General features: G+C 61.0%; 13 protein-coding genes. 1 reads left to right on the top strand and 12 read right to left on the bottom strand.

The features are described 5' to 3' along the window. Window positions 1-2: 2 nt before the first annotated feature. The 11 genes from ACSBQS_RS23225 to pilM form a co-directional block, all read right to left on the bottom strand. Window positions 3-701 carry a phosphoglycolate phosphatase gene (locus ACSBQS_RS23225; RefSeq protein ID WP_033645272.1) on the bottom strand — a complete coding sequence of 233 codons (699 nt, stop codon included), beginning with the start codon at window positions 699-701 and terminating at the stop codon, window positions 3-5. After that, window positions 694-1371, bottom strand: a complete 678-nt coding sequence (gene rpe / locus ACSBQS_RS23220; protein WP_019456160.1) for a ribulose-phosphate 3-epimerase — start codon at window positions 1369-1371, stop codon at window positions 694-696. Before rpe ends, ACSBQS_RS23225 begins: the two co-directional genes overlap by 8 nt. Before the next feature lie 50 nt (window positions 1372-1421). Beyond that, window positions 1422-2234, bottom strand: coding sequence for an adenine-specific DNA-methyltransferase (dam, locus tag ACSBQS_RS23215; protein ID WP_033651736.1), 813 nt, complete (start codon window positions 2232-2234; stop codon window positions 1422-1424). Between the two features lie 84 nt (window positions 2235-2318). After that, a complete protein-coding gene (locus ACSBQS_RS23210; protein WP_033645274.1) occupies window positions 2319-3332 on the bottom strand; it encodes an SPOR domain-containing protein in 1014 nt (337 codons plus the stop codon). A gap of 156 nt (window positions 3333-3488) precedes the next feature. After that, window positions 3489-4589 carry a 3-dehydroquinate synthase gene (aroB, locus tag ACSBQS_RS23205; RefSeq protein ID WP_046687922.1) on the bottom strand — a complete coding sequence of 367 codons (1101 nt, stop codon included), beginning with the start codon at window positions 4587-4589 and terminating at the stop codon, window positions 3489-3491. A 106-nt stretch (window positions 4590-4695) separates the two neighbouring features. Beyond that, a complete protein-coding gene (gene aroK, locus ACSBQS_RS23200; RefSeq protein ID WP_004391482.1) occupies window positions 4696-5217 on the bottom strand; it encodes a shikimate kinase AroK in 522 nt (173 codons plus the stop codon). Between the two features lie 349 nt (window positions 5218-5566). Then, window positions 5567-6811: a DNA uptake porin HofQ gene (gene hofQ / locus ACSBQS_RS23195; protein WP_197666858.1), complete on the bottom strand. Its 1245-nt coding sequence runs from the start codon at window positions 6809-6811 to the stop codon at window positions 5567-5569. Beyond that, a complete protein-coding gene (locus ACSBQS_RS23190) occupies window positions 6808-7167 on the bottom strand; it encodes a HofP DNA utilization family protein (protein ID WP_182074220.1) in 360 nt (119 codons plus the stop codon). Before ACSBQS_RS23190 ends, hofQ begins: the two co-directional genes overlap by 4 nt. Then, window positions 7160-7654 (bottom strand): hypothetical protein, encoded by a 495-nt coding sequence (locus ACSBQS_RS23185; protein ID WP_047026495.1) that lies wholly within the window; start codon window positions 7652-7654, stop codon window positions 7160-7162. The genes ACSBQS_RS23190 and ACSBQS_RS23185 overlap by 8 nt, the downstream gene beginning before the upstream one ends. Further along, the gene (locus tag ACSBQS_RS23180) at window positions 7647-8186 is read right to left on the bottom strand and encodes a PilN domain-containing protein (RefSeq protein WP_072626820.1); all 540 of its coding nucleotides are present in this window, start codon (window positions 8184-8186) and stop codon (window positions 7647-7649) included. The genes ACSBQS_RS23185 and ACSBQS_RS23180 overlap by 8 nt, the downstream gene beginning before the upstream one ends. Then, window positions 8186-9019 carry a type IV pilus biogenesis protein PilM gene (gene pilM, locus ACSBQS_RS23175; RefSeq protein WP_033651740.1) on the bottom strand — a complete coding sequence of 278 codons (834 nt, stop codon included), beginning with the start codon at window positions 9017-9019 and terminating at the stop codon, window positions 8186-8188. Before pilM ends, ACSBQS_RS23180 begins: the two co-directional genes overlap by 1 nt. A 121-nt stretch (window positions 9020-9140) precedes the next feature. Between pilM and mrcA the strand changes: the two genes are divergently transcribed. After that, window positions 9141-11699 carry a peptidoglycan glycosyltransferase/peptidoglycan DD-transpeptidase MrcA gene (mrcA, locus tag ACSBQS_RS23170; RefSeq protein ID WP_033645280.1) on the top strand — a complete coding sequence of 853 codons (2559 nt, stop codon included), beginning with the start codon at window positions 9141-9143 and terminating at the stop codon, window positions 11697-11699. A gap of 51 nt (window positions 11700-11750) precedes the next feature. Here mrcA and nudE read toward each other — a convergent pair whose 3' ends face one another. Then, window positions 11751-12305 carry an ADP compounds hydrolase NudE gene (nudE, locus tag ACSBQS_RS23165; protein WP_033645281.1) on the bottom strand — a complete coding sequence of 185 codons (555 nt, stop codon included), beginning with the start codon at window positions 12303-12305 and terminating at the stop codon, window positions 11751-11753. Between the last annotated feature and the right edge of the window lie 12 nt (window positions 12306-12317).

The following is a 12317-nucleotide window of genomic DNA, read 5'->3' as shown; positions in this document are numbered from 1 at the left end:
GTTTAAATTTCCTGATTCTCTAAAGATGACAGCCCAAGAGCGGGCAACAAATCGGCGAAGCGCTCCAACACCCGATCGGGGTGGCTCAGGGCGATCGATTCGCCGTAGTTATAACCGTAGGTAAAACCGACGCTCGGGCAACCGGCGCCCTGAGCGGCTTGAATATCGTTGCGCGAATCGCCGACGAACAGCAGTTCATGCGCTCGCAACCCAAGCTTGCCGAGCACCAGATACAACGGCGCCGGGTGAGGTTTCTTTTCCGTCACGTCGTCGCCGCCGATCACCAACGAAAAATACTCGCCAATGCCCAGCGATGCCAGCAGCGGCGCCACGAACGGCGTCGGCTTGTTGGTCACCAATGCCATCGGGTAACCGTGCGCGGCCAGGCGGGCCAGCGTCTCTTGCACCTGCGGAAACAGGCGGCTGCCGCTGTCGACGGTCTGCGCGTAGAAATGATCGAAGCGCTCACGCAGCCGGCTGCACTGCTCCGGCGTGTCTTCCGCTTCCGCCCAGCGCAGCGCGCGCTGCACCAGCACATCGGCGCCGTTGCCGATCCAGGTGCCAACTCGCTCTTCACCCGCTTGCGGCAGCCCCCTCTCTTCCAGCGCCATATCGATGGCGGCCGCGAGGCCAGGCGCGCTGTCGACCAGCGTACCGTCAAGATCGAAGGCCAGTGCGCGGATCGCGCCGAAATCAGCCATGGGAAACCTTCGCCAGCTCGCTGCGCATTTCGTCGATCACCTTGCGGTAGTCCGGCTGGCCAAAAATGGCGGAACCGGCGACAAACATATCGGCGCCCGCGGCGGCGATTTCGGCGATGTTGTCCACCTTCACCCCGCCGTCGACTTCGAGACGGATATCGCGGCCGCTGTCGTCGATCAGCTTGCGCACCTGGCGCAGCTTGTCGAGCGTGCCGTGGATGAACGACTGGCCGCCGAAGCCCGGGTTGACCGACATCAGCAGGATCACGTCGATTTTATCCATCACGTAATCAAGATAGCTCAGCGGGGTCGCCGGGTTGAACACCAGGCCGGCCTTACAGCCGTGCTCTTTGATCAGCTGAATGGTGCGATCGACATGTTCGGAGGCTTCAGGGTGGAAAGAGATATAAGACGCGCCGGCCTTGGCGAAGTCAGGCACGATGCGGTCCACCGGCTTGACCATCAGATGCACGTCAATCGGCGCGGTAATGCCGTAGTTGCGCAGCGCTTCGCACACCATCGGACCGATGGTCAGATTGGGCACGTAGTGGTTGTCCATGACGTCGAAGTGCACCACGTCGCCGCCTGCAGCCAGCACGTTAGCGGTATCTTCACCTAACCGGGCAAAATCTGCCGACAGAATGGACGGGGCAATCAAAAACTTTTTCATCCGCTTCTCCAAACGTAGGGTCGAGTTGTTATGCGCCGGGGTGCCCCGGCTTAGCGATACAGCGCCAAAAGCTCGTTCACTTTGCTGCGGCCGAGAATATTGCGGCTGATCGTGCGGCGCGCTTTCACCACATACAGCGCAGCATGCTGGTACCAGTCGCGCGTCAGCTCGGTATCGTGATTGGAAATCAATACCGGCACCCGGCTCTCTACCGAGAGCTGATGCGCCAGATGCGCCAGGCTCTGCTGATCGGCGATGCTGAAGCTGTTGGTGTGGTAAGCGGTGAAATTCGCCGTCGCCGACAGCGGCGCATAAGGCGGATCGCAATACACCACGGCGCCGGCTGCAGCCTTCGCCATGGTATCGCGGTAATGCTCGCAGACAAAAGTGGCATTGCGCGATTTTTCAGCAAACCAGTAGAGCTCTTCTTCCGGGAAGTACGGTTTCTTGTACCGGCCAAACGGCACATTGAACTCGCCGCGCAGGTTATAGCGGCACAGGCCGTTATAGCAGTGACGGTTCAGGTACAGGAACAGCAGCGCCCGGCGGTAAGGCTCGGTGCTAGTATTGAATTCTTCTCGCAGCAGGTAAAACTGATCCGAGTTATTGAATTCATCGGCGAAAAGCGTGCGGGCATCGCGCACGAAGTCATCCGTGCGCAGCTTAACGATGTTATACAGGTTGATAAGATCGCTATTGATGTCGGCGAGAATGTAGGCGTCGTAATCCGTATTCAGAAAGACGGATCCCGCACCCACGAAGGGCTCGATTAAGCAGTCTCCCGCCGGCAGATGGCGACGAATCTCATCTACCAGCGGGTATTTTCCACCAGCCCATTTTAAAAAAGCGCGGTTTTTCTTCATGCCGTCAATTAGCTACTTATACAATTCAGAGCGGCGGATTGTACTCTGTTTCAGACAGCACATCAGCGCACAAATTTAAATGATTTATTTTTTAAGATCTTGCTGCACTTGGTGTACAGGTCGAACCCATGGTTTTTTCGCCTGCACATCGGCCGGCAACGAAGCAATGGCGCGCTTCGCTTCAGCAGAAGACGCATAGTTGCCGCTCACCAGCACGTACCACGGCTTGCCGTCACGCTTGGTGGCGTACACCAGGTAATTCTGCAGCTTCTGCTGTTTGGCGTAGGCGTTCAGCGTATCGGAACGCGAAGCGCTGCTCAGTTGCAAGGTATAGTGGCTGCCCGGCGCAGACTGCACAGAACTGCCGCTGCTGGCGACCGCTCCCGCTTTCGCGGTGGAAGACGGCTTGGCCGGCGGCGTATACACCGTAGTCGGTGATTTATGCTGCGTTGCGGTCGGTTTGGCGGCGGCGGTTTTCGCCGGCGTTTTATGCTGTTGCGGGGCAGTGCCCTGCACAGGACGCGTCGCTTCGCGCGCTGCGGCGCCGCTCATCACCGTGGCCGGAGCGGTCGGCAACGTCGACGCTGCGCCGGTCATGCCCTGCGTAGCGGCGTCAACCTGCCCCTGCTGCTGCGACAGCGCATCCGCCATGTTGCCCGGCAAATCGACGCGCTGCTGCGCACCGCCTTGCTGAGGCTGCGTTTGCGCTTCGGTCGGCGTGCCGGAGATCGGCGGAACGCTGACGTTCTGCGGTTGCTGCGGCTGAGTCGCGCTCACGCCGTTATTATCGTGGGTATCCGTCGTGCCGCCCGGCACGCCGTTATTGGCGGTGGTCAGCGACGAAGAACCGGACAGGTTGATATCGCGGGCCGCGCCGTTTTGCGCGCCGCTCTCCTGAGCCGCTTCATGTTTGGTCGGCGCCTTCAGGGCTGAACCGATGCCGATAATCAGCAGCAGCAGCACCAAAATGCCGATGCCAATCATCAAATGCTGGCGCGAAACGGCGAAGCGCGGCGCGGCGGCCGGCTTGCGCGAACGCGTAGGACGACGATCGCTGCTATCAGGTCTGAGATCGTCTTCCGGTTTAAACTCGTCCATCTGAAACCCTCCAACTAGAGGCAAAAGCCCACCACCGTAGACCTACCGTGGCACGGGCGGATTAACCCGATGATGGCAAAGCGACACCCGTCGTGCTCTGCTCACTGTATTAATATAGATGCTAATGGCGGCTAAGCCACTGTTACTTAGTCCGATTTAATTACGCTTCCGCTCAGGCAAGCAGGCGGCGATCGACGCCAGCACCAGCTCATGCCCTACGCCGCCGCGCACTTCCGCCGCACCGATCGCGGTCGGCAACACCAAACGCAGTTCCCCCGCCAGCACTTTCTTGTCGCGCAACATGTGCGGCAAGTAGGATTCCGGCGTCATTTCCTGCGGCCCGCAGACCGGCAAGCCGGCGCGCAGCAGCAGCGCTTTGATGCGCTCGATGTCTTCAACGGAGAACTGGCCGAGACGGTGCGCGGTTTCCGCCGCCATCACCATGCCCGCAGCCACCGCCTCACCGTGCAGCCACACGCCGTAGCCCATCTCGGCTTCGATAGCATGGCCGTAAGTATGGCCCAGATTCAGCAGGGCGCGCAGACCGCTTTCGCGTTCGTCTGCGGCCACCACCTCGGCCTTCAGCTCGCAGCAGCGGCGAATACAGTAGGCCAACGCCTGCATATCCAACGCCATCAGCGCATCGATGTTATGTTCCAACCAGACGAAAAACTCGCGATCGAGAATGATCCCGTATTTGATGACTTCGGCCAGGCCGGAAGAGAGTTCACGCGTCGGCAGCGTTTTCAGGCAATCCAGATCAACCACCACCGAAGCGGGTTGATAGAAAGCGCCGATCATGTTTTTGCCGAGCGGGTGGTTGACGGCGGTCTTGCCGCCCACGGAGGAGTCCACCTGCGACAGCAGCGTGGTGGGAACCTGAATGAAGCGCACGCCGCGTTGGTAGCACGCGGCGGCGAAGCCGGTCAGATCGCCGACAACGCCGCCACCGAGCGCGATCAGCGTGGTATCGCGCCCATGCGGTTTTTCGAGCAGCGCCGAAAACACCTGCTCCAACACCGCCAGAGATTTGTACTGCTCACCATCGGGAAGAATCACCTGATCCACCACGACGCCGCTCTGCTCCAGCACCTGCCGGACACGCTCCAGATAGAGCGGCGCCAGGGTCTGGTTGGTGACCAACATCGCTTGTTCACCCGCCTTTAACGGCATAAAAGAAGCCGGATCGTCAAACAATCCGGCGGCGATGGTAATCGGGTAGCTGCGCTCCCCAAGCGTTACAGTAATTCTCTCCATGTCGCGCTTAGTTCTCTGTATGGTACGGCGGTGGTTGATCCCCGCAACGGCGGGGAACACAAATCAGTATTCCGCATTAGCCGACGGCGAACGCGAAAATCGGCAATCAGTTGCTTTCCAGCATGTTGATGATCTGGTTGGCAACCACTTTAGCGCTCTGATCGTCGGTGCGAATGGTGACATCGGCAATCTCTTCATACAACGGATTGCGTTCTTTCGCCAAAGCTTCCAGCACTTCACGCGGCGGAGAATCAACCTGCAGCAGCGGGCGTTTTTTATCACGCTGGGTACGAGCCAACTGCTTTTCGATCGTGGTTTCGAGATAAACCACCACGCCGCGCGCGGACAGACGGTTGCGCGTTTCGCGCGACTTCACCGAACCGCCGCCGGTCGCCAACACAATCCCTTGTTTTTCCGTCAGTTCATTAATGACTTTTTCTTCACGATCGCGGAAACCTTCTTCCCCTTCCACGTCGAATACCCAGCCCACGTCAGCTCCGGTACGTCGCTCAATTTCTTGATCGGAGTCGAAGAACTCCATATTGAGTTGCTGAGCTAACTGACGGCCAATAGTGCTTTTGCCGGCACCCATAGGCCCAACCAGAAAGATATTGCGTTTCTCTGCCATGTTTTTCGGTATTACTAAGACAATTCGTTAATGTTAACCCGCCCCGCCAATCAAATCAGCGGCGGGACCTAAACTGAAACCTCATGAGCGATAGTGCGAGATCAGACGAAAAATTATCTCAACACTCTTGGTAGTTTGGCAACCGAATAAATCGCAATCCACGCCGCGGGAGGGAAACCATATGTTTTTAACGGCGTCTTGGCGCTAACAAAAAACCTCGGTGCTCAATTCGGTAACCCTTGTAAGCTAAATCGGCCGCAGCGTCAAACGCAGATCCCCCCAAGGGGATAAAAAAGTGTATCTGCTCATCAACTTTAGGCGATTTGCCGCCCGGCCGACAGGCCGCCGCTTATCCCTTAATCAGGGTTGGCGTAATAAAGATCACCAGCTCGCGTTTTTTCTGTTGTGCGCCGCTCTGCCGGAACAAGCCTCCCAGCAGCGGCGCATCCCCCAATCCCGGCACCTTGTCCGCCGTCTTGCCGCGATGCCGTTGAAAAATGCCGCCGAGCACCAGGGTTTCGCCGTTTTTCACCGTGATCTGCGTCTTAATCTCCTGTTTATCGATGGTCAACGCCTCTCCGGCCCCTCGGCTGATGGCGCGCCCCGGCATATTTTGGCTGATCTGCAGCGTCAGCGTGATGCGCCCGTCCGGCAACACCTTCGGCGTCACCTCCATGCCCAGCACCGCCTCTTTAAACTCGATGGCGGTCGCACCGCTGGCGCCGCTGGACACTTCATAAGGGATCTCCGTCCCTTGCTTGATGCTGGCGGTTTGCAGATGCGCCGTCAGGAGGCGCGGGCTGGCGATGATCTCCACCTGATTTTCCTGCTCCAGCGCCGTCAGCTCCAGGCTCAGCAAACGCCCGCTGATGCGCGCCAGATGGAAACCGGCGCTCACCGCGCTGCGCTCCAACGGCAGGTTAACGCCGATATTGCCCGGCCGCAGCGGCCGCGCCGGCCTGTCGTCGGGCGCCAATCCCCAACGCACGCCGAGCTCACGCAGGCTTTCGCTGTTGATGGTCACGATATGCGCCGCCAGTTGCACCTGTGCCAGCGGCGCATCCATTTCCGTTATCCGCTTTTTCAACTGCGCCACAATCGGCGCGGTGTCGCGGAGCAGCAGCGTATTGGTGCGTTTATCCGCCAACACGCTGCCACGCTCGCTCAGCAACGCGCCACGTTGGGCGTTGAGGCTTTCGGCAATTTCCACCGCATCGCCGTTTTGCACGGTCATCGTCAGGCTGTGCAAGGGTTGCCGCTGCGCCAGCGCCTCTTGCTGCTGTCTTTTTTCCCGCGCATCCGGCTCCGGGGAGATCAGCATCACGTTACCCTCCCGCGTCATCGTCAGTTTGCCCATACGCAGGGTCAGCGCCAGCGCCTGCGGCCAGGGCACATCCTCCAGCCGCAGCGTCAGGTTGCCGCTCACGCCCGGCGCGGCGATCAGGTTCATCTGCCGATAATCCGCCAAGGCCTGCAGGATGACCGTGACCGGCGCATCCTGAAACTCCAATGAGATTATCTGTTTATCTTGAGCCTGCGCGGCGCCGAGCGCCAAACACCCTAGCGCCAAGCCCAGTCCAGCGCATCCTTTCATGATTTGTCATCCTTGTCGTCGATCATTAGCGATATGTCGTCGCGGCTCGCCGGGCACTCCGGTTCGGCCGTCAGCGCCTTCAACGTCAGGCTGCGCGCCTGCACCTGCATCACCTGCCAGCGCTCGGCAAGCACCCGTTGTTGCGGCCGCAGGCGCAACCATTGCCCCGCCGGCGTCACCACCCAGCCATAGCGCTGCATCGGTTGCCCGATGACGCCTTTCAATCGCCAGCCCGCCGGGGATATCTCTGTCTGGGCGCAAGCAGGCATCGGAGGCGGCGCAAACGGGTCGCGCGGTTCGGCGCATAAGGCCCACGGCCATAGCAGCCACCACCAACGGCCGGATCTTCTACTCATCGGCCAGCTCCTCGGCGGCATCCTGTAAAACCAACCGCGCCGTCATGCCCTGCGGCGGCGTCTCCACGCTCAATTGTTCGAGACGCAAATCGGCGGGCAGCGCCTCCAGCAGCGCCAACAAACCGGGGTAGTCAATGCGCAAGCTCAGCGTCTGCCGCGGCGGTTTTTCCTGCCGCTGCCAGCGCAACAAGGCGCCCCCCGCACGTTGCAGCCCGTTCGTCAGATCGCCGGTGGCGGCCGGAGCGAGCGGCGTCGGCGGTATCAGGGCGACCGGCGCCTCGTCCAGTTGGCGCTGCGCCACGGCGATCTGTTGCAGCAGGCGCTGTTGCCGCTCTGTCGCACTTTCCCGCTGACGCCATTCGTCTTGCAGCATCCAGCCCCCGCCCAACAACGCCAACGTGCCGATGCCCAGCCATTGCGCGGCCAGCAATCGCCGGCCCGACAGGCCCAGCAAGAAGCGCAGCCCGGATGGCAAACGGTTATCCATCACGCCCCCATTGCGCCACCAGATGAAAGGCGTACAGGCCGTCGTCGCGTTGCGCCACCTCCGCCAAACGCAGCCGCGGTAACGCGGGCATCCCCGCCAGCCGCCGTTCGAACTGCGAAATGGCGGCAGGAGAACGGCTCAATCCACGCAGCCGCAGGCCGTTCGCCGCATCGCTGTCCAACGCCGTGAGCCACAGCGGTGGGGGGAGGCAGGAGGAGAGTTGCTGCAGCAGTTGCAAATAACGCCGGTTATGTTGGGCATTGCGCGCCTGCCGTTCAGCGAGGGCGCTGTATCGCGCCCGTTGCGCCCGCTCTTGCTGCTGCTGACGGACGAGCAGCGTCACTGCCGCCAGCTCTTCTTCCAACAGCGCCAGCCGCTCCTGACGCTGCGCCTGTTGATGACGCAGTTGGCCGGCGACGAGGAACAGCGCCAGCAACAGCACCGTTATCTGCAACAGCAACACGCCCAGCCAGAAGCAGCCGCGCCGCCGATCGCGACGTTGCCGCCAGGGCAAAAAGTTGACCTGGTACATCAGCGGTCCTCCTCGCGCAGCGCCAGACCGCCGGCCAACGCGAACGCTGAGGGATGCACGGGCAACGGCGGACGCAGCTGCGTGAAGGCGCTGAGCGGCGACCAGGAAAGGCAGCCGACGGGCAAGGCTCCTGCCAGCACGCTGCCAGCATAGACCGGTCGATCATCGTCCGCCGGCATCTGGGCTTGCAGCGCCCGCAGCGCCTGCGCGTCATCGTCGCCCGGCGTCAGCCCGAACGCGAACGCGCCGTCGGCCGGCGCCACCCACAGCCATTCTCGCTCGAGACGATGCATCAGCCCCGCGGTGTGCGGCACGCCCGCCGCCGTCGCCATCATCCGCAGCGCGCAGGGCGTAATATCGACCGCTTGCGGATGCAGGCCCGCCTGGCGCAGACAGTGCAGCCACTGCTGCAGCTCCTGCCGCCGCGCGGCGGTCAACAGCAGCGCCGCCCCCTCCGCCGGCGCAGCGCGATAGTCGAGCGCCAGCGTCTGGCCGTCGAGTGGGAACTGCTTCACGCCGTGGCCAACGATATAGTCGCTGCGTTCCGGCTCGCGCAGCCGCGCGTCCGGCTGCGCCATGCACTGTTGCAACACCCGCTGCGCCGGCAGGGCAATGCGTAAGGAAATATGTCGCGGCAGTTGGACGCGCCATTGCCGCAGCGCCCGGATCAGGGCTTCGGAAGGTGCCAGGCAGCCGTCGCGTAAAACCGCCTGCGGCAGCGTCTGTTGCCACCAGTGACGCAGTTGCCAGCCGTTGCGGCGGCGTTGGACCGCCAGCGCCCGCACGCAGTCGATTTGTATATCCAGCCCCACCTGCCATGCTTGAGGGAACATGTTTCACAAGCCTCCATAACATCCGATGATAAAAGAACATATCCATGTCGCAGGCTTGCCTTTATACTACCGCGCGGTTGTTTATAAACTGCCCAAATGACTTAGAAATGGGAAATCTCAGGTGAAGTTCGTAAAGTATTTACTAATCCTTGCAGTATGTTGCATCGTGCTGGGAGCAGCCTCGATTTTCGGCTTGTACAAATATGTCGAGCCGCAGCTGCCCGACGTCGCAACGCTGAAAGACGTGCGGCTGCAGATACCGATGCAGGTTTACAGCGCCGATGGCGAACTGATCGCCCAGTACGGCGAGAAGCGCCGCATTCCGCTGAAGTTGGATCAAATTCCGCCGGTGATGGTGCACGCATTTATCGCCACCGAAGACAGCCGCTTCTATGATCACCACGGTGTCGATCCGGTCGGCATCTTCCGCGCGGCCTCCATCGCGTTGGTCTCCGGCCACGCTTCCCAGGGGGCCAGCACCATTACCCAACAGCTGGCGCGTAACTTCTTCTTAAGCCCGGAACGCACCCTGATGCGTAAAATCAAGGAAGCCTTCCTGGCGGTACGCATCGAGCAGATGCTGACCAAAGATGAAATCCTTGAGCTGTATCTGAACAAGATCTACCTGGGTTACCGCGCTTACGGCGTGGGCGCCGCCGCGCAGGTCTATTTCGGCAAGGACGTCAGTCAGCTCACCCTGAGCGAGATGGCGACCATCGCCGGCCTGCCGAAAGCGCCGTCCACCTTCAACCCGCTCTATTCGCACGATCGCGCCGTTGCCCGCCGCAACGTAGTGCTGTCGCGCATGCTGGACGAACACTACATCACGCAGGCGCAGTACGATCAGGCGCGTTCTGAAGATTTGGTCGCCAACTACCATGCGCCGGAAATCAGCTTCTCCGCCCCGTATCTCTCCGAGATGGTGCGTCAGGAGATGATCAAGCGCTACGGTGAAAACGCCTATACCGACGGTTATAAGGTTTACACCACCGTGACCAAACGGCTGCAGCTGGCGGCGCAGGAATCGGTGCGCAATAACGTGTTGGCCTATGACATGCGCCACGGCTATCGCGGCCCGTCAAACGTGCTGTGGAAAGTCGGCGAAGCGGCCTGGGATCGCAAACAGATTGTCGACTCGCTGAAAAACCTGCCGAACTACGGCCCGCTGGCGCCGGCGGTCATCACCGCCGCCAACCCGCAGGAAGCGACGGCGATGCTGGCCGACGGCAGCAGCATTGCCCTGCCGATGGCCACCATGCGCTGGGCGCGCCCATACCGTTCAGACACTCAGCAAGGCCCAACGCCGAAACGCGTCACCGACGTGGTGCAGCCAGGCCAGCAGGTCTGGGTGCGTAAAGTGAACGAGGCCTGGTGGCTGTCGCAGGTGCCGGACGTCAACTCGGCGCTGGTTTCCATCAACCCGAACGACGGCGCGGTGAAAGCGCTGGTCGGCGGCTTCGATTTCAACCAGAGCAAGTTCAACCGCGTCACTCAGGCCCTGCGTCAGGTGGGCTCGAACATCAAACCGTTCCTGTATACCGCCGCGATGGATAAAGGCCTGACGCTGGCCACCATCCTGAACGACTTGCCGATCACCCGTTGGGATGCCGGCGCCGGCACCGACTGGCGGCCGAAGAACTCGCCGCCGACCTACGATGGCCCGATTCGTCTGCGTCAAGGGCTGGGGCAGTCGAAGAACGTGGTGATGGTGCGCGCGATGCGTGCGATGGGCGTCGACTACGCGGCGGAATATCTGCAGCGCTTCGGCTTCCCGGCACAGAACATCGTGCATACCGAATCGCTGGCGCTGGGCTCCGCTTCCTTCACCCCAATGCAGCTGGTGCGCGGTTACGCGGTGCTGGCGAACGGCGGTTATCTGGTCGATCCGTACTTCATCACCAAAATTGAAGACGACAACGGCAATACGGTGTTCGAAGCCAAACCTAAAGTGGTTTGCAGCAGCTGCAACCTGCCGGTCATCTACGGTGATACTCACCGTTCGGCCGTGCTGTCCGATGACAACATCGAAAACGTCGCCACCTCGCAGGAAGGCAGCAACAGCACGGTGCCGATGCCGCAGCTGGAGCAGGTGACCCCGGCTCAGGTGCAGCAGGACGGCGACCAACAGTATGCGCCACACGTGATCAGCACGCCGCTGGCCTTCCTGATCCACGACGCGCTGAACAGCAACATCTTCGGTGAACCGGGTTGGATGGGCACCGCCTGGCGCGCCGGGCGCGATCTGAAACGTCATGATATCGGCGGTAAAACCGGTACCACCAACAGTTCCAAAGACGCCTGGTTCTCCGGCTATGGCCCGGATACCGTGACGTCGGTGTGGATCGGCTTCGACGATCACCGCCGCGATCTGGGCCGTTCGACGGTGTCCGGCGCCATCCCGGATCAGATTTCCGGCGGCGAAGGCGGTGCCAAGAGCGCCCAGCCGGCGTGGGACGACTTCATGAAGATCGCGCTGGAAGGCATTCCGGAGCAGAAAGTCACGCCGCCGCCGGGCATCATCAGCGTCACCATCGACAAGAGCAGCGGCAAGCTCTCTGGCGGTGGCGGCGGCAGCCGTTCCGAGTACTTTATCGAAGGAACGCAGCCGACGGATTACCCATCACGCGATACCGGCACCACGCTGACCGATCCGGGTGGCGAAAGCCACGAGCTGTTCTGATCGAAAAGGGCCAGAGAAATCTGGCCCTTTTTTTATGCGGCGTGAAGCGTCTCAGCGCGAAGCGCGCAGAAACGCCTCGGAGAGGAACAGCGCGCTGACGTTGCGCGCCTCACGGAAATCCGGTTCCGCCAGCAGCGCCATCATGTTGGCGATCGGCCAGCGCACCTGCGGCAGGGGTTCCGGTTCGTCCCCCTCCAGGCTCTGCGGGTAGAGATCGTGCGCCAGCACGATATTCATTTTGCTGGAAAAGTAGGATGGTGCCATCGTCAGCTTGCTGAGGAAATCAAAGCGTCTGGCGCCGAATCCCACCTCTTCCATCAGCTCGCGGTTGGCCGCCTCCAGCACCCCCTCGCCGGGATCGATCAACCCTTTCGGGAAGCCGAGCTCATAGGATTCAGTGCCCACCGCATATTCGCGGATCAGCAGCAGGTCATCGCCAATCACCGGCACAATCATCACCGCTTCGCGATCCGAAGGCCGCATGCGCTCATACACCCGCCGCACACCGTTGCTGAATTCCAAATCGACCGACTCGACGTTGAACAAACGCGAACGCGCGACCGTTTCCACTTTCAGAATTTTAGGTTTTTGCAGGTGTTTATCCATGATTGCCTCAAA

Source organism: Serratia sp. H402Y, assembly GCF_051172415.1.
Classification (GTDB): Bacteria; Pseudomonadota; Gammaproteobacteria; order Enterobacterales; family Enterobacteriaceae; genus Serratia; species Serratia ureilytica.
This window is presented reverse-complemented; position numbering and strand designations above follow the sequence as displayed.

Excerpts from the sequence above, each read along its gene's own strand:
- ACSBQS_RS23225 (WP_033645272.1), bottom strand. The coding sequence starts at position 701 with ATGGCTGATTTCGGCGCGATCCGCGCACTGGCCTTCGATCTTGACGGT.
- rpe (WP_019456160.1), bottom strand. The coding sequence starts at position 1,371 with ATGAAAAAGTTTTTGATTGCCCCGTCCATTCTGTCGGCAGATTTTGCC.
- dam (WP_033651736.1), bottom strand. The coding sequence starts at position 2,234 with ATGAAGAAAAACCGCGCTTTTTTAAAATGGGCTGGTGGAAAATACCCG.
- ACSBQS_RS23210 (WP_033645274.1), bottom strand. The coding sequence starts at position 3,332 with ATGGACGAGTTTAAACCGGAAGACGATCTCAGACCTGATAGCAGCGAT.
- aroB (WP_046687922.1), bottom strand. The coding sequence starts at position 4,589 with ATGGAGAGAATTACTGTAACGCTTGGGGAGCGCAGCTACCCGATTACC.
- aroK (WP_004391482.1), bottom strand. The coding sequence starts at position 5,217 with ATGGCAGAGAAACGCAATATCTTTCTGGTTGGGCCTATGGGTGCCGGC.
- hofQ (WP_197666858.1), bottom strand. The coding sequence starts at position 6,811 with ATGAAAGGATGCGCTGGACTGGGCTTGGCGCTAGGGTGTTTGGCGCTC.
- ACSBQS_RS23190 (WP_182074220.1), bottom strand. The coding sequence starts at position 7,167 with ATGAGTAGAAGATCCGGCCGTTGGTGGTGGCTGCTATGGCCGTGGGCC.
- ACSBQS_RS23185 (WP_047026495.1), bottom strand. The coding sequence starts at position 7,654 with ATGGATAACCGTTTGCCATCCGGGCTGCGCTTCTTGCTGGGCCTGTCG.
- ACSBQS_RS23180 (WP_072626820.1), bottom strand. The coding sequence starts at position 8,186 with ATGTACCAGGTCAACTTTTTGCCCTGGCGGCAACGTCGCGATCGGCGG.
- pilM (WP_033651740.1), bottom strand. The coding sequence starts at position 9,019 with ATGTTCCCTCAAGCATGGCAGGTGGGGCTGGATATACAAATCGACTGC.
- nudE (WP_033645281.1), bottom strand. The coding sequence starts at position 12,305 with ATGGATAAACACCTGCAAAAACCTAAAATTCTGAAAGTGGAAACGGTC.